Source organism: Pseudenhygromyxa sp. WMMC2535, assembly GCF_011083025.2.
Map to the genome: position 1 here is coordinate 13,874 of NZ_JABJWV010000010.1, position 16,214 is coordinate 30,087.

The 16,214-nt window shown below is 70.3% G+C and carries 13 protein-coding genes; 4 read left to right on the top strand and 9 right to left on the bottom strand.

The window, feature by feature from the left end; genetic code table 11:
• Positions 1-21: 21 nt before the first annotated feature.
• On the top strand, positions 22-1,071 hold the full coding sequence (add, locus tag G6O69_RS37740; protein ID WP_172302471.1) for an adenosine deaminase: 1,050 nt from the start codon (positions 22-24) through the stop codon (positions 1,069-1,071).
• Complete coding sequence (locus G6O69_RS37745) at positions 1,068-1,733, top strand: cyclase family protein (RefSeq protein ID WP_172302470.1); 666 nt, start codon at positions 1,068-1,070, stop codon at positions 1,731-1,733. The genes add and G6O69_RS37745 overlap by 4 nt, the downstream gene beginning before the upstream one ends.
• Before the next feature lie 158 nt (positions 1,734-1,891).
• Here G6O69_RS37745 and G6O69_RS37750 read toward each other — a convergent pair whose 3' ends face one another.
• Positions 1,892-2,665, bottom strand: coding sequence for a GGDEF domain-containing protein (locus tag G6O69_RS37750; protein ID WP_172302432.1), 774 nt, complete (start codon positions 2,663-2,665; stop codon positions 1,892-1,894).
• A 64-nt stretch (positions 2,666-2,729) separates the two neighbouring features.
• Here G6O69_RS37750 and G6O69_RS37755 point away from each other — a divergent pair, with 64 nt between their 5' ends.
• Positions 2,730-3,485 carry an NAD(P)H-binding protein gene (locus G6O69_RS37755; protein WP_346017005.1) on the top strand — a complete coding sequence of 252 codons (756 nt, stop codon included), beginning with the start codon at positions 2,730-2,732 and terminating at the stop codon, positions 3,483-3,485.
• Positions 3,486-3,531: 46 nt separating this feature from the next.
• Here the strand turns inward: G6O69_RS37755 and fmt are convergent, their stop codons facing one another.
• From fmt to G6O69_RS37795, 8 genes are all read right to left on the bottom strand, one after another.
• Positions 3,532-4,500 carry a methionyl-tRNA formyltransferase gene (gene fmt, locus G6O69_RS37760; RefSeq protein ID WP_255215704.1) on the bottom strand — a complete coding sequence of 323 codons (969 nt, stop codon included), beginning with the start codon at positions 4,498-4,500 and terminating at the stop codon, positions 3,532-3,534.
• Positions 4,501-4,543: 43 nt separating this feature from the next.
• Entirely contained in the window at positions 4,544-7,252 is a 2,709-nt protein-coding gene (locus G6O69_RS37765) for a DUF4388 domain-containing protein (protein WP_172302431.1), read from the bottom strand.
• Between the two features lie 240 nt (positions 7,253-7,492).
• Positions 7,493-8,893, bottom strand: coding sequence for an MYXO-CTERM sorting domain-containing protein (locus G6O69_RS37770; protein WP_172302430.1), 1,401 nt, complete (start codon positions 8,891-8,893; stop codon positions 7,493-7,495).
• Positions 8,894-9,050: 157 nt separating this feature from the next.
• Complete coding sequence (locus G6O69_RS37775; RefSeq protein ID WP_172302429.1) at positions 9,051-10,613, bottom strand: zinc-dependent metalloprotease family protein; 1,563 nt, start codon at positions 10,611-10,613, stop codon at positions 9,051-9,053.
• Positions 10,614-10,784: 171 nt separating this feature from the next.
• Entirely contained in the window at positions 10,785-12,143 is a 1,359-nt protein-coding gene (locus tag G6O69_RS37780) for an MYXO-CTERM sorting domain-containing protein (RefSeq protein WP_172302428.1), read from the bottom strand.
• A gap of 136 nt (positions 12,144-12,279) precedes the next feature.
• Positions 12,280-13,809, bottom strand: a complete 1,530-nt coding sequence (locus tag G6O69_RS42605) for a zinc-dependent metalloprotease family protein (RefSeq protein WP_172302427.1) — start codon at positions 13,807-13,809, stop codon at positions 12,280-12,282.
• Positions 13,810-13,981: 172 nt separating this feature from the next.
• Entirely contained in the window at positions 13,982-14,932 is a 951-nt protein-coding gene (locus tag G6O69_RS37790; protein WP_176397349.1) for a hypothetical protein, read from the bottom strand.
• Positions 14,929-15,120 carry a hypothetical protein gene (locus G6O69_RS37795; RefSeq protein WP_176397350.1) on the bottom strand — a complete coding sequence of 64 codons (192 nt, stop codon included), beginning with the start codon at positions 15,118-15,120 and terminating at the stop codon, positions 14,929-14,931. The genes G6O69_RS37790 and G6O69_RS37795 overlap by 4 nt, the downstream gene beginning before the upstream one ends.
• Positions 15,121-15,621: 501 nt before the next feature.
• Between G6O69_RS37795 and G6O69_RS37800 the strand changes: the two genes are divergently transcribed.
• The gene (locus G6O69_RS37800; protein WP_346017169.1) at positions 15,622-16,173 is read left to right on the top strand and encodes a DNA-formamidopyrimidine glycosylase family protein; all 552 of its coding nucleotides are present in this window, start codon (positions 15,622-15,624) and stop codon (positions 16,171-16,173) included.
• Positions 16,174-16,214 lie beyond the last annotated feature (41 nt).

Sequence of the window (16,214 nt, forward strand, 5' to 3'; positions counted from 1 at the left end):
GCGAGCTGATACCGTGCGCTGGTGAGCGACGCAGCCCTCGAGCTCGAGCCCGGCCTCGACCGACTGATCCACGCGCTGCCCAAGGCGGAGCTGCACGTGCACCTCGAGGGCAGCATCGTGCCGGAGCTCGCCCTGCGCCTCGCGGCGCGTCGCGGCGTGACGCTGCCCGGGGCCGAGGGCGGCGTCGAGGGTCTGCGCGAGGCCTATCGCTTCCGCCGCTTCACCGACTTCATCGCGCTCTACGTCGCGCTCTCGCGCTGCCTCGAGCGGCCCGAGGACTTCTGCGACGCGGTCGTGGGCGTGGCGGCGCGGCTCGGGGCGCAGCAGGTGCGCTGGGCGGAGCTCACCTTCACGCCGATGACCCACGTCGCCCGGGGCGTCGATGCGGACGCGATGCTCGCGGGCCTGGCCGAGGGGCGCCAACGCGCTCGCGCGGAGCATGGCGTCGAGATCGCCTGGGTCTTCGACGTGGTCCGCAGCTTCCCGGATCAGGCCGCGCCGACCCTCGACCTGGCCGTGCGTGGGCGCGAGCAGGGCGTGATCTCGCTGGGCGTCGGCGGTCCCGAGGGTCCGCGCTGGCCGGTGGACGCGATGGCGCCGGTGTTCGCCCGGGCCAAGGCCGAGGGCCTGCACAGCGTCCCCCATGCCGGCGAGCAAGACGGGCCCGAGAGCATCCGCGCCAACCTCGAGCTGCTCGGGGCCGAGCGCATCGGCCACGGGGTGCGCTGCGTCGAAGACCCCGCGCTCATGGCCACGCTGCGCGAGCGCGGGATCCCCCTCGAGCTGTGCCCGACCAGCAACGTGGTCCTGGGCTTCTACCCGAGCCTGGCCGAGCATCCGCTCCCGCGCCTGCTCGCGGCCGGGCTCCCGCTGTCGATCAACAGCGACGACCCGCCGCTCTTCGGCACGACCTTGGTCGAGGAGTATCGGCGCTGCGCGGCGAGCTTCGCCTGGGACCGCGCGCAGGTCCTGGCCGTGGCCGCGGCGGCGGTCGAGCACAGCTTCATGAGCGCGGCGGGCAAGCGGGCGCTGCTCGCCGAGCAGGCCGAGGTCGCGAGGACCTGCGCGTGATCGATCTGAGCCTCGCGCTGACCGAGCACACGCCGGTCTTCCCCGGAGATCCGCGGCCCCGGCTGCGCCGCGTCGCCGAGATCTCGCGCGGGGATCCGTTGACCGTGACCCGCCTCGAGCTCGACTGTCACGTGGGCACGCACGTCGACTGCCCGGCGCACTTTCTGGCCGAGGGGGCGAGCCTCGACGCCTACGGCCCGGGCTATTTTTGCGGTCCGGCGCGGGTCTTGGATCTGCGAGACGTCCCCGCGGGCGCCCAGATCTCGGCGGCGCGGATCCAGGCGGCCCTCGGCGGGCGAGCGCTCGCGCCCGGGCTGCACCTGTTGATCGCCACGCAAAACGCCGCGCGTCTGGTGGCCGGAGACTTCTCGAAGCTGGTCACGCTGAGCCCGGAGGCGGCGGAGATCCTCGCCCAGGCGCGGCCGCGCAGCGTGGGCTTCGATCACTACAGCCTCGACGCCGCGGACGACCTCGAGCTGCGGGCGCATCGGGTCCTCGCCGCCGCGGGCGTGCCGACGCTGGTCGCCCTCGACCTGAGCGGCGTGGAAGACTGCGCTGGCGAGTGGGTGCTGTTGACCTCACCTCTGCCCCTGCGTGGCGTCGAGGCGGCCCCGGTCCGCGCGCTGCTGTGTCGGCCGGGCGCGCTGCTCGAGCTCTGCTAGGAGCCCGTGGTGAAACCCAACACGACACCTGGCTTGGTCTTTTCGCCGAGGGCTTTGTCGCCAAAACTGGCAGTACGCCCGGTACAGCGGCGTTTTGGCTTCGCGCCCTCGACGAAAAACCCGGCGCCAGGAGCCGCGCTGGGTTCCACCACGGGCTCCTAGGTCGGGCTCGTCGCGGGCTCGCCGTCGACCCAGACCGACGCGCGATTTCGACCTGTGCGTTTGGACTGATAGAGCGCGAGGTCGGCGTGCTCCAGGAGGGTCTCGGGGGCGAGGCGGTTGCCTGGCGACTGGACGGCGACGCCGACGGAGACGGTCTGGGGCCCGGGGTGCCCGAGGGCCTCGGGGCCGAGGGCTTCGATGGCGGCGCGCAGGCGCTCGGCGACCTGACGTCCCGTGTCAGCGTCGGTCTTGGGGCAGAGCACCGCGAACTCTTCACCGCCGTAGCGCGACACGAGGTCGGCGTCGCGGCTGTGCTGTTGCAAGGCCTCGGCCACGGCTCGCAGGGTCTGGTCGCCGACCAGGTGTCCGTGCTGGTCGTTGACCCGCTTGAAGTGATCGAGGTCGAGCATGAGCGCGCACAGAGGCTGGCGGGCGCGCTGGGCCTCGGCCTGCATGCGCGGGAGCGACTCCCGCAAGAAGCGGCGGTTGAAGAGGGAAGTGAGCCCATCGCGCACGACGGCGGCCCGGAGCCGGTCCATCAGCCGGCCGGCGAACCATCCGAAGATCACGAAGACCACGGCCGTCGCGCTGCCCGAGTAAGCCATGGCGATGTGGGTGATCTCTGGCGGGGTGTCTGGGGCGAATACCTGCATCCACAGCCACAGCCCGGTGGGTGCACCGACCGACAGGAGCAAGCCTGACACCGCCCACCGCCGGGCCAGGGGTTTGTGCAGCCGAAAGTCGGCGGCTTGCCACATATCCCCAGGCATCGCCGCAGTGTAGCCCCGAAGTGAGGCTGGTGACCACGACAGACATCGTTGCTACCGTGTCGCCGTGCCCGGACCCGGCCCCGTGTTCATCGCAGGCGCGACCGGTTACACCGGGCGCGAGGTCGTTCGTGTTTGCGTCGAGCGAGGGCTCGAGACCGTCGCGCACGTGCGTCCAGACAGTCGCCGCCTCGAGCACTGGACGCGGCACTTCGAAGCGTTGGGGGCTCGAGTCGACACGACGGCGTGGTCGCTCGCGGACATGAAGGCGACCCTCGAGGCGCTCCAGCCCGGCGGCGTCCATGCGCTGCTGGGCACGACCAAGGCCCGCGGCAAGCGTGGCTCGGGCTCGGCCGTGGTCGATGACTACGAGAGCGTCGACTACGGCCTGTCGGTGATGTTGCTCGAGGCCGCCGTGGCCTGCGGCAGCAAGCCGCGCTTCGTCTATCTCTCGGCCATGGGCGCGGACGGGCGACCGGTCAACGCATACATGGACGTGCGCAAGCGGGTCGAGGCCGCGGTCCGTGGCAGCGAGCTGCCCTACGTGATCGCGCGCCCGGCCTTCGTGACGGGCGACGACCGTGAAGAGCGGCGGCCCGCGGAGCGCGTCGCGGCGAAGGTCAGCGACGCGCTGCTCGGGTTGATCGCGCGGGTGGGCGCGGGCGAGTTCGCGGACCGCTACCGCTCGCTGACCGGGGCCGAGCTCGCCCAGGCCATGGTGGCGCTGGCCTGCGAGTCTCGCGACGGGAAGCTCGTCGCCGAGACCAGCCAGCTGCGTGGGGCGCTGGGTGGGGCGCTGGGTGGGGCTCTGGGCGCAACCTGAGCGAGGCAGGCCGCGAGCGTCAGGCGGGGCCTGGCGCGTGTGGGGCTCAGCTCGCGCCGAGCAGGTCGCCCGCGGCGAAGGGCTGGCCGGAGGCGTAGTCGCGGGCGGCCATGCGCCGCTTGCCCGGGGCCTGGACCTCGCCGACCCGGACCACCGCATCGCCGGCGCACACGTGCATGCCCGCGGCGTCGACCTCGAGCACCTGACCGGGGCGCGCGTCGGCGGGTCGGGCCCGCTCGCTGCTCCCGGCGGCGTAGAGCTTGAGCCGTTGATCCCCGCGGCTGGTCCAGGCCGCCGGCCAGGGATCCATGCCGCGCACGTGATCGATCACGGCCCGGGCCGGGCGCGACCAGTCGACCTCGCCCTCGGCCTTCTCGAGCTTGGCGGCGTGGACGACCTCGCCCTCGAGCTCGGCCTGATCCACGGGCGGGGGGACGTCGGGGAACTCGGCCAGGAATTCGCCGAGGACCTCGCCGCCGAGCTCGGCGAGGCGCTCGAAGAGCGCACCGGCGGTCTCCTCGGGGCCGATCGGCGTGGCCCGCATGCGGTAGACCGGGCCGGTGTCGCAGCCGATGTCCATGCGCATGATCGCCACGCCGGACTCGGCGTCGCCGGCGAGCACGGCCCGCTGGATCGGCGCCGCCCCGCGCCAGCGCGGGAGCAAGGAGGCGTGGACGTTGACGCAGCCGTGAGCCGGGAGCTCGAGGACGTCGCGGCCGAGGATGCGCCCGTAGGCGGTGACCACGATGATCTCCGGGGCGTAGGGCTCGAGCAGGGCACTCAGCCGGCCCTTGCGGACCTTGGTGGGCTGGAGCACCGGCACGCCGAGGGACTCGGCGAGGACCTTGACCGGCGGGGGCTTGAGCTTGCGCCCGCGGCCGGCGGGGCGATCGGGCTGGCTGACGACCGCGACGAGCTCGCAGCGCTGATGGACCGCGCGCAGCGAGGGCAGGGCGAAGTCGGGGGAGCCCATGAACACGGCGCGGAGCTTGGGCTTGGCGTCGGAGTTGGTCATCTTCGTGGTGCTGGGAGAGCTCGGAGGGCTCGGGTGGTGGCGCTCAGGCGTCGGGCTCGGTGAGGTGCGCGAGGTAGGCGGAGCGCATCGCGTCGTCGATCAGGATGTCGCGGGCCTCCTCGAGCGCAGCCCGGAGCTCGCGGAGCTCGCGGGCGTAGCGGCGCCGGGTCTCGAGCTCGAGGGCATCGTCGGCGAAGGTCTTGCTCAGCGCGGCGTGGGACTGGCGGATCTCACCGCGGGAGGCGTCGCGGCCGAGGCCGAGGAGCTCGAAGTAGTCGGCTTCGCGAGCGAGGCGCAGGCGCTCGAGCACGCGCTCGCCGTCGATCGTCGCGGGCTCGCGCTCGCCCTCGGGCTGAAGCTCGGGCTGCTCGCGCAGATCCACGAGCTCGGTGAGCGCGAGGGTGTAGAGCAGCGCGAACAACCCCTGCTCGTCGGCGCCCTCGGCGAGCAGCGCGGCCACGCCCAGGCGCCCGTCGAAGCGGCGCAGCCAGCCCTCTTCTTCGGGCAGCAGACGGAAGCGCTCGGCGAGCTCGGCGAGCAGCTCGTCGATGTCGTCCTCGTCGGCGCGGAGCTTGGGGATCATCGCGCCCCGGCCCACGCGCTCGTCGAGGTGGCGCTCGAGCTGGGCGGCGTCGAAGCGGTAGCGCACGCCGTCGAGGAGCAGGGCCTCGACGGGCAAGTCGAGCTGCACGGGCTCGTCGCTGCGCTCGCCGGGCTCCGTGGTCCAGTTGCCCTCGGCCCAGGGGAAGGTCGCGTCGATGATCCGGGCGAGGTGCTCGCGGAGCAGGACCTCGAGCTCGCGCGGCTTGAGGAAGCCGGCGTCGACGAGCAGCGCCCCCGCGCGGCGCGGCTCCTTGGCCGCGAGGCGCCGGGCGGTCTCGTACTGTGGGCGGGTCAGCACGCCGCGGCGCAGCAGCCCGTCGACCAGGCGATCGCTGGTCGCGTTGCTGCGCGCGAACGCGGGCTCGCCGTCGCGCAGCCAGATCGACTTCTCCACGCGCTGACGCTGGACGCGGAGGCGGCCAGTGAAGCGCAGGCGATGCAGTGTCCACAGCAGCGCCGCGACGGAGGTCTCGGCGGCGATCCGGCCGGTCTCGCTGACGCTGGGATCGACCGGGAGCTCGCGGCCGCGGTCTTGGTGGTGCGGGCGGTGGAGGTTGGCGCGCGGCTCGGGCTCGCCGGGGCGTGGGCCTCGCTTGGGGCGGGCGTAGCTCGAGCCGCCGCCCGGGCGGTCCTGGCCGCGGTCCTGGCCGCGGTCCTGGCCGCGGTCCTGGCCGCGGTCTCGCTTGCGCTCGCGCTGTCCGCTGGGGCTCCTGCCCCAGGTGTAGCCGCGCAGCTCCGCCGAGCTCTCGCTGGAGCTACGGAAGGACTGGCTGCGCTCGCTGTGGCCGCGCTCGGCGGGGGCGCGGAAAGACTGGCTGCGCTCGCTGTGGCCGCGCTCGGCGGGGGCGCGGAAAGACTGGCTGCGCTCGCTGTGGCCGCGCTCGGCGGGGGCGCGGAAAGACTGGCTGCGCTCGCTGTGGCCGCGCTCGGCGGGTGCACGAAAGGACTGGCTGCGCTCGCTGTGGCTGCGCTCGGCGGGGGCGCGGAAAGAGGAGCTGCGCTCGCTGTGGCCGCGCTCGGCGGGGTCGTGCTCGAGGGTGTCGCGGCGCGCGAAGTCGAGGGCCTCGCGCTGGTCGGGCCAGGGCTCGCCGCGGGTCTTGGGATCGTCGAAGCGCTCGCGTCCTGGGCGTCGCCCGAGCAGCACCGCGCTGCGGCTCCCCGTGTCTCGCTGGGGCTTGCGGGGGCGCAGCGGGCCCTCGCTGGCCGGTCGCTGCCAGGCTCGGGTGCGCAGCTGCGGGTCGCTCTCGGACTCCGGCTCGAACTCGCGGTCGACGCGGCCGGTGTCGTGCTCGGGGTCGAGGCTGCGAGGCGGCAGCTGGCTGGTGCGCCGCATGGGGTCGCGGCGGCGTTCGTGGGTGGCCTTGGCGGGGCTCTTGACGGCGGTGGGGACGTCGCTGCGCACGGACTCGTCGCGGCTGCTGCCGCGCAGGTGCTCGCCGATCTCCGTGACCAGGGGATCGCCCTCGTCGAGGTGCTCGTTGGCGGCGTCGACGTCGGGGACACGGTCGAGGCCGAGCTCGTCGAGGTCGACCTCGCCGGGGTTGCTGTCGTGCTCGTGGCGGAGCCGGGCCTCGAGGCGGTCGAGGGTGCGGTGGAGCTCGTCGAGGCCGCCCCGGGGGCGGGGTTGAGGCGCGTCGCCGCGCTCGCGCCTGGGAGACTTCTGGGCCGCCTCGCCTCGGGGGCGGCGCTCGCCGGTCCGCTCGCTCGCCCGCGCGCCGGTCCGCTCGCTCGCCCGCGCGCCGGTCCGCTCGCCCGTCCGCTCGCGCGGATCCGCGTGCTGGCGCTGCGCGGGCCCGGCGTACTGATTGAGCGCGTCGCCCAGCTCGCGCTCGTCGGCGGGCTCCTCGAGGAAGTGATCCGCGCCGATGTCGAGGACGTCGGCGAGATCGCGCAGCTCCCCGCCCAGCCGACCGTAGAGCAGGACGGGGATCGAGGCCCCCGCACGGGTCCTGCGCAGGCTGGCGAGGAGCACGTCGGTGTCGAGATCCTCCATGCACGCGATGATCGCCGCGGGCGGCGAGCTGGTTCGCACGCGGCGGTTGAGCTCGCGGGGCTGGCAGGAGGCGACCTCGTAGCCGAGCCCCGCGATCGTCTCGGCGAGCGCTCGGCGTCCGGCCGGGTCGCCGACGATCAGGATCTCTGGCGTCACGCGGCCGCAGTCTACCGCGCCGCGCCGATTTTGAAACCGAGCCCCAGCGGGGGCGCGGAGGGGCTCGGGTGCTGTGTCTGGGGGCGCTGAGCGAGCTTCTGGCGAGCGCCTCGGGGTTTCGAGGGCCTCGGCCGGGTCCGCGGGCGCCGGGCGGGTCACTGCGTGCGCGCGCAGGCCTGGGCCGCCGCCCCCACTCGAGTGACCGGGCCCGGGCGCCCGCGGACCTAGCCGAGGCGCGCTTCAGTCGTCCCGGCGTCGGCGCAGCAGGCCGAGCGCGGCGAGTGCGAAGAGGCCGAGCAGCCCCCCGCCCCGTGGCCCCTGGGTCGCGCAGCTGCAGCCGCCCTCGCCACCTTCGTCGTCGTAGCCAAAGGTGTCGAGCGGCCCTCCGCCAAAGGTGTCGTCGCCGACATCGTCCTCGCCGCTGCCCCCGGAGGAGGAGTCCTCGCCGGACTCGCCGGCGGTGTCGCCCGAGTCGTCGCTGCTCGAGGACCCGCTGTCGGAGTCCTCCGTCGTCCCGGAGTCCTCCGTGCTGCCCTCGGTGTCCTCGCCGGAGTCCTCGGTGGACTCGTCGGTGGTGTCGTCGCCGTCGGGGTCGGGGTCGGGGATGCAGGAGTTCGAGCCGAAGTGGCAGATCTCGCCCTCGAGGCAGTCTTCGTCGCTGACGCAGCAGCCCTCCGTGAACTCGTAGACGCAGCCGAGCTGGGAGTTGCAGGAGTCCTGCGAGCAGATGTTCATGTCGTCGCAGGCGATGTCCTCGCCGAGGCACTCGCCGTCGACGCAGGTGTCGACGTCGGTGCAGGCGTTGCCGTCGTCGCAGGGGTCTTCGTTGGTCGGGTGCACGCACTCGCCGGCCTGGCACAGGTCGTCGGTGCAGGCGTTGCCGTCGTCTTCGCAGACGCCGTCGGGGTCGACCTCTTGCACGCAAGCCCCGTCCACGCAGGCCGCCAGGGTGCAGGGGTTGTCGTTCTCGACGCAGTCGGCGTCGCTCTCACAGGGCGTGCCCAGGGCCCAGATCCACGTGTCCGACATGATCGTGGCCCCGCCAACGCCGTAGGCCACGCCGCCCCAGACGTTGTCGTTGCCGTAGGTGACCATGCCGATCGGCACGCCGTTGGTGTCGAGGCCGATGAAGGCCGAGTCGCTGCTCGGGACCCAGGTCACCTGGCCGAGGATGTCGCCGTTTTCATCCCAGACCGTGAGGTACTGGGTCCCGTTCTTGCCCGCGGTCAGCCCGACCTGAGTCACGGGCTCGCTGAAGGTCACGGCGCCGCCAAAGTAGGTGTAGAGGCCCTCGGCCACGCCCCCGCCGGCGATCGGCGCGGGGAAGTTGGCGAAGTTGTTCTGATAGGTGGGGGTGCTCGCGCTGCCGGCCTCGTCGACGCCGGCGAGGATGTCCGAGAGGGCGCCGGTGTGCCAGGTCGCGCCCTGGGCCGTGTACTGGGTCAGGCTCATGGAGGCCCCCGACGTGCCGCTGTCGAAGTCGGCGGTGCCGACGATGCCCTGGAGCTGGTTGACGTCGTCGAGGGCGGTGACGTTGCCCTGGGCGGTGATCGTGCCGGCGTGGGCGAGGCCCGGGGCGAGGGTGATCAGGGCAAGGGTGGAAAGGCGCAGATCGAAGAGGACGCGGCGAGGGGGATGCATGACAACACTCCAGTGATAAAAGGCCGGGCGATCATATCCCCATTCGAATCAGCAAAACGAAGAGACCGAGGTCCCATTTTGCCTCGGTCTCGAAATGCTCGCTCTCCTCGAGCTGTGTTACGAATCGTTACCAGCTGGCCGCCGGTATTCTTTTTCGTCAGGGATTTTGAACCCTTAGCCCCGCGACCCGAACCTCGGAGGGGCTGAGCACCCGCCTGGGCAGCCCAGCCCGGACATGGGTGATCGAGTCGATCTGCTCGAAGCCGACGCGCTCGGGCATCGGCGCCACGATCCAGACCGTCTCGTCGTCACTGAGGGTATGCACGGCCGTCGGCTGCTCGATGGTCAGCCCACCAACCTCGAAGTCGACGCGCTCGCTGGCGTCGAGGGTGTCGACCGGCACGCCGCCGTCGACCACGAACCAGTCCTCGGCCCCGCTGGGATAGAGCGCCGCGATCAAGACCTGGCTGCCGGGAACGCCCGGCTCGCCATCGGAGCTCGAGGATTCGTTGTTCCAGCTGGTCAGGGTCTGGATCCGCTCGTAGGTCTTGTTGAAGGTCCAGTCCGAAACCCAGGTCCGGCGGCAGTAGCTCATGTAGTCATAGCTGACAGTGGGGTTGTGCAGCGAGAAGCTGCGGATGCCATAGCCCCAGTTGCCGATCTTGCCCTGGGAGTGGGGGTAGGTGGGGTCGGTGTAGTCCGGGCTTCCGCTCGCGCATGCGACGTGGCCCAGGCCCTGGTTGTGCCCGACCTCGTGCACGAAGGTGTCGGCGGTGGCGTCGAGATCGGCATCGTTCCAGATCGTCGCGGCCACCCGGGCAAAGGACTCGTCCCTGGTCGCCCCGGCGAGCATGGCGATCCCGGCCGCGCCCCCGCCCAGGCAGCCCTCGATCGCACAGCCCGTGTCGATCAGCGCGTGGTAGTAGACGTTGTCCGCGGCGTCGTCGCTTTGCTTGGTCGCGGCCATGATCGGCAAGAGCGAGCCGAGCTCTTCGAGGAAGGGCGCGTAGACCACGGGCTCGGCCCGGATCTCGTAGTTGATCTTCTGGAGCGGGTTGTGCTCGAACAGCCGGTCGATCAGCCGGTCGACGTTGTCCTGGCTGAGGTCCGGGAGCCGGACCCCGCCCTCCTCGGCGCCGTAGTACGCGATGGGCACGAGCACGATGTCGAGCTCCATGGGCGTGGACTCGAAGCCGATCGGCTCGGGACCGGTGGCCGGGTTGACCGCGCTCATCGCCGGCAAGTCCACGGGCTGGTCGACGTCGTACTCGACCAGCTCGACCTGGTAGCGGGTGCCAGGGGCGGTCTCACCTGTGCTGGCGAACAGCCCAAAGTAGAAGGTCCGCGAGAATGCGGTCGGCGAGGAGTCCTCCTCCACGAGGAGCTGCTGCTCGTGGACCGTGGCCTCGTCCCCGCTCGCCGGGTAGACGTGGAGCCGAGCCGTGACGTTGTGCGGCTCCCAGCCCTCGGCGACCTCGAAGTGCACGCGGATCAAGGTGTCGCGGTCGCCGATCAGCGGCACGGAGCGGTCTGTGGTGGACAGCCACGCGCCATCGGGGCCGCCGATGGCCACGCGCGTGCCCTGGTTGGCCTCGACCTCGGTGATCGAGATGCCGAGGGCCTCGACGAGCCCCCCCTCGGGGGCGGTGTCCTCGCTCCCGAGGCCCTCGGCCTCGCTCCCGAGGCCCTCGGCCTCGTCTCCCCCCTCGTCGATACTCATCGAATCAGCACTGCATGCCATGGCGAGCGAAGAGAAGATGAGGAATGTAGGGAGAGATAGTTTCCGCATCGAGGAGACTATGACTCGATACTGGATATATTAGCAATAGATGTTTGTTTTTTGGTTTTGTGCCAACCGAACACTTGGTGTCACGACAGGGAACCGAAGACCTCAATCGTCGCGTCGTCGGCGCAGCAGGCCGAGCAGGGCGAGCCCAAAGAAGCCGAGCAGCCCATCACCGCGGCGCCCCTGGGTCGCGCAGCTGCAACCTTCATCACCCAGGTCGCCGCCGGCGGTGTCGGACGAGCCACCAAGAGTGTCTTCGCCGCCGTCGTCACCGACGTCGTCACCACCGTCGTCGGAGGAGGATTCTCCTCCGGACTCGCCGCTCGTGTCACCTGCGTCATCGTTGCCCGTGGTGTCGCCCCCCGTGTCGCTGTCTCCCGTGTCGGGGTCGGGGTCGGGGTCGGGGTCGGGGTCGGGGTCGGGGATGCAGGTGTTGGTGTCGGGGTCGCAGAGCTGACCTTCGGAGCAGTCTGCGTCGGAGACGCAGCAGCTCTCGAGCACGAATTCGAACACACAGCCAAGCGCGGGGTCGCAGGAGTCTTGCGAGCAGACGTTCATGTCGTCGCAGTCGATGGTCGCGCCGAGGCACTCGCCGTCGATGCAGGTGTCGACGTCGGTGCAGGCGTCACCATCGTCGCAGGGTGCTTCGTTGACGGGGTGCACGCACTCGCCGGCCTCGCAGACGTCGTCGGTGCAGGTGTCGCCGTCGTCTGCACAAAATCCGTTGGGATCGTCCTGCTCCACGCAGGCTTCGTTGACGCAGACCGTCTGGGTGCAGGTGTTGCCGTCGAGATCCGAGCAATCGGCGTCGCTCTCGCAAGACATGCCCGTGGCCCACAGCCACGTGTCCGAGTAGTTCACGAACCCGCCGAAGTTGTAGGTCTCGCCGCCCCAGACGTCGTCGTTGCCGGCGGTGACCATGCCGATCGGCACGCCGTTGGTGTCGATGCCGACGAAGGCCGAGTCGAGGTCGGGGATCCAGTCGACCTGCCCGATGAGCTCGCCGTCTTGAGCCCAGACCGTGAGGTACTGGTTCTCGTTCCTGCTCAAGGTCATCCCGACTTGAGTCACGGGCTGACTGAAGGTCACGGCCCCACCCCTGCGAATGCACAGGCCCTCGGCCACGCCCCCGCCGGCGATCGGCGCGATGAAGTACTCGAGGTCGTCCTCGTAGCTCGGGGCGAAGGCGCTGCCCGGCTCGTCGACGCCAGGCAGGATGCTCGACAAGGACCCCGTGTGCCAGGTCGCGCCCTGGTCCGTGTACTCGGTCAGGCTCATCGAGGCCCCCGACGTGCCGCTGTCGAAGTCGGCGGTGCCGATGATGCCCTGGAGCTGGTCGACGTCGTCGAGGGCGGTGACGTTCCCGTGGGTGGTGAGCGTGCCGGCGTGGGCCAGGCCGGGAACGAGGCCGATCAGGATGATGGTGGGCAGACGCAGAGCACGGGAAATATGAGCGAAAGACATGATGGCAGTTCAGAGGCGAAGCTGTCTTCAATGATCATATGCTCATTCGGGTAGCAATGTGAAGGATTGTGATATTTGTCAGCGAGTGCTGCAAATTGTCATGGGCCGGCCGCCGGCACATGTGATGAACGCGCTCCTAGGGGTTTTGAACCTTTCGCGCGGAGATCCGCACCTCGGAGGGGCTGAGGACCCGGCGTGGCACGCCGGCTCGCACGTGGGTGAGCGAGTCGAGCGCGGCGAAGCCGACGCTCTCGGGCACCGGCGTGACGACCCAGACCGTCTCGTCGTCGCTGAGGGTGTGCACGGCCGCCGGCTGCTCGATGGTCAGCCCGCCGACCTCGAAGTCGACGCGCTCGCTGGCGTCGAGGGTGTCGACCGCCACGCCGCCGTCGACCACGAACCAGTCCTCGGCGCCGCTCGGGTAGAGCGCGCCGATCAGCACCTGACCTGGGTTGTCATTCGAGCTCGAGGACTCGTTGTTCCAGCTGGTCAGGGTCTGGATCCGCTCGTAGGTCTTGTTGAAGGTCCAGTCCGAAGTCCAGGTCCGGTCGCAGTAGCTCATGTAGTCGTAGCTGGCGGTGGGGTTGTGCAGCGAGAAGCTGCGGATGCCGTAGCCCCAGTTGCCGATGTTGCCATTGGCGTGGGGGTAGCTGGAGTCGTTGTTGGCCGAGCTTCCGCCCGGGCATGCGACGTGCCTCAGGCCCTGGTTGTGCCCGACCTCGTGCACGAAGGTGTTGGCGGTGGCGTCGAGATCGTGCCAGATCGTCGCGCCCACCCGGGCAAAGGACTCGTCCCTGGTCGCCCCGGCGACGAAGGCGATCCCGACCGCGCCCGCGTTCAGGCAGCCCTCGATCTCACAGCCCGTGTCGATCAGCGCGTGGTAGTAGACGTTGTCCGCGGCGTCGTCGCTTTGCTTGGTCTCGGCCATGATCGACAAGAGCGAGCCGAGCTCTTCGAGGAAGGGCTCGTAGACCACGGGCTCGGCCCGGATCTCGTAGTTGATCTTCTGGAGCGGGTTGTGCTCGAACAGCCGGTCGATCAGCCGGTCGACGTTGTCCTGGCTGAGGTCCGGGAGCCGGACCCCGCCCTCCTCGGCGCCGTGGTACTCGATGGGCACGAGCACGATGTCGAGCTCCATGGGCGTGGACTCGAAGCCGATCAGCTCGGGACCGGTGGCCGGGTTGACCGCGCTCATCGCCGGCAAGTCCACGGACTGGTCGACGTCGTACTCGACCAGCTCGACCTGGTAGCGGGTGCCAGGGGCGGTCTCGCCCGTGCTGGCGGACAGCCCAAAGTAGAAGGTCCGCGACATGGCGGTCGGCGAGGAGTCCCTCTCCACGAGCAGCCGCTGCTCGTGGACCGTGGCCTCGTCCCCGCTCGGCGGGTAGACGTGGAGCCGAGCCGTGACGTTGTGCGGCTCCCAGCCCTCGGCGATCTCGAAGTGCACGCGGATCAAGGTGTCGCGGTCGCCGACCAGCGGCACGGAGCGGTCTGCGGCGGACAGCCACGCGCCATCGGGGCCGCCGATGGCCACGCGGGTGCCCTGGTTGGCCTCGACCTCGGTGATCGAGATGCCGAGGGCCTCGACGAGCATGGCCTCGGGGGTGGAGGCGTCCTCGCTACCCCCGGAGTCCCCAGCCTCGTCGCCTCCCTCATCGACGCTCACCAATTCGTCACCGCATGCCATGATGAGCGACGAGAAGATAAGGAATGTGGGGAGAGATAGTTTCCGCATCGAGGAAACTATGACCCAGGACTAGCTATGTTAGCAATGGATGTTTGTTTTTTTGCGTTGGTGCCAGTCGGTCACTTGATGTCACGACAGGGAGCCGAACACCTCAATCGTCGCGGCGTCGGCGCAGAAGGCCGAGTAGGGCGAGGCCAAAGAGGCCGAGCAGCCCATCACCGCGGCGCCCCTGGGCCGCGCAGCTGCAGCCGTCCTCACCGCCCTCGTCGTTGCCGAAGGTGTCGAGGGATCCGCCGAAGGTGTCCTCGCCGACGTCGTCGTCGTCACCGCTGCCCTCGGAGGAGCTGTCCCCGCCAGACTCGCCGCCCGAATCGCTGGTGTCGTCGGTATCGCCGCTGTCCTCGCTGCTGGTGGAGCCGTCGTCGGACGAGGACTCCTCCGTCCCCGAGTCGTCCGTGTCGCTCTCGGTGTCTTCGCCGGTGTCCTCACCGGTGTCCGTGGTGTCGCCGGGATCGGGGTCGGGGATGCAGGCGTTCGCCTCGAGGTCGCAGATCTCGCCCTCGAGGCAGTCCTCGTCGCTGGCGCAGCAGCCCTCCGTGAACTCGTAGACGCAGCCGAGCTCGGTGTCGCAGGCGTCCTGCGAGCAGACGTTCATGTCGTCGCAGTCGATGCTCGTGCCCACGCACTCGCCGTCGATGCAGGTGTCGACGTCGGTGCAGGCGTCACCGTCGTCGCAGGGGTTTTCGTTGGTCGGATACACGCACTGACCGGCCTCGCAGAGGTTGTCGGTGCAGGCGTTACCGTCGTCTTCACAGTCGCTGTCGACCTCACACTGCGTGCCCAGGGCCCAGATCCACGTGTCCGACATGATCGTGGCCCCGCCAATGCCGTAGGTCACGCCGCTCCAGACGTCGTCGTTGCCGTAGGTGACCATGCCGATCGGCACGCCGTTGGTGTCGAGGCCGATGAAGGCCGAGTCGCTGTTCGGGACCCAGGTCACCTGGCCGAGGATGTCGCCGTTTTCATCCCAGACCGTGAGGTACTGGGTCCCGTTCTTGCCCGCGGTCAGCCCGACCTGAGTCACGGGCTCGCTGAAGGTCACGGCGCCGCCAAAGTAGGTGTAGAGGCCTCGGCCACGCCCCCGCCGGCGATCGGCGTGGGGAAGTTGGCGAAGTTGGATTGATAGAGGGGCGTGCTCGCGCTGCCGGCCTCGTCGACGCCGGCGAGGATGTCCGAGAGGGCGCCGGTGTGCCAGGTCGCGCCCTCGGCCGTGTACTGGGTCAGGCTCATGGAGGCCCCCGACGTGCCGCTGTCGAAGTCGGCGGTGCCGACGATGCCCTGGAGCTGGCTGACGTCGTCGAGGGCGGTGACGTTGCCCTGGGCGGTGATCGTGCCGGCGTGGGCGAGGCCCGGGGCGAGGGCGATCAGGGCGAAGGTGGACAGGCGTAGGTTGAGAGGGTGCTGCGGTGGATGTGCATGAAAATGCTCCAGTGACTAAAAGGCGAAGCCAGCATATCCGCATTAGAAATCTTCATGTGGATAAAAAAGATGTCCTCTTTTGCCTCGGTGTTTCAATGCTCGTTTTCGCTAGTTCTCGCTTCAAAATGGTGACAGGGCAGTTTCTTCGCCAAAGTCGACATTCTCGATGAGGCGGCGCGGAGCGCATGACCGTCGCGTCGTCGCGGGGATGGGGGCGTCAGCAAACTCGGGGTCGAAGATCCCGGCCTGATAGACTGCCCGGATGCCAGAGGGCGACACCTTGCACGCGACGGCGCTGACCTGCGCGCGCTCCTGGCAGGCCGCCGCCTCGAGGCCGTCGACTGCGAGCTCGCGGCGGCCGAGGACTGGCGCCTGCCCGGGCGCGTGGTCGAGCGGGTCGAGGCCCGCGGCAAGAACCTGCTGATCCACTGCGCTGCCCTCGAGGGCGCGGGCGTCGAGCAGCCGGGCGGCCTGCCCGTGGCGATCTGGACGCACATGGGCATGACCGGCTCGTGGCATAGCTACCGCCTTGGCGAGCCGTGGCAGCTGCCCCGCGAGCGCGCGCGCATCGTCTTGCATACCCAGCGCCGCGTGCTGCCCTGCTTCTCGCCCGAGGCGCTCGAGTTCCTCGGCCCGCGCGGCCTGGCCAGGCACCGGGTCCTCGCCACGCTCGGCCCCGACCTGCTCGACCCCGACGCCGACCTCGACGGGCCGTCGCCCGGCTCCGCGCTCTGGGCGAGGTCCCGCTCGGCGACGCGATCATGCGTCAGTCGGCGGTCGCCGGGATCGGCAACGTCTACAAGTCGGAGCTTGCTCTTCCTCGCCCGGCCGCGATCCCTCTTCGCCTCAGAGTCGGTGCCCTGAGCCCGGCGACGCTCCGCTGCCCTGCTCGAGCGAGGCCGCGA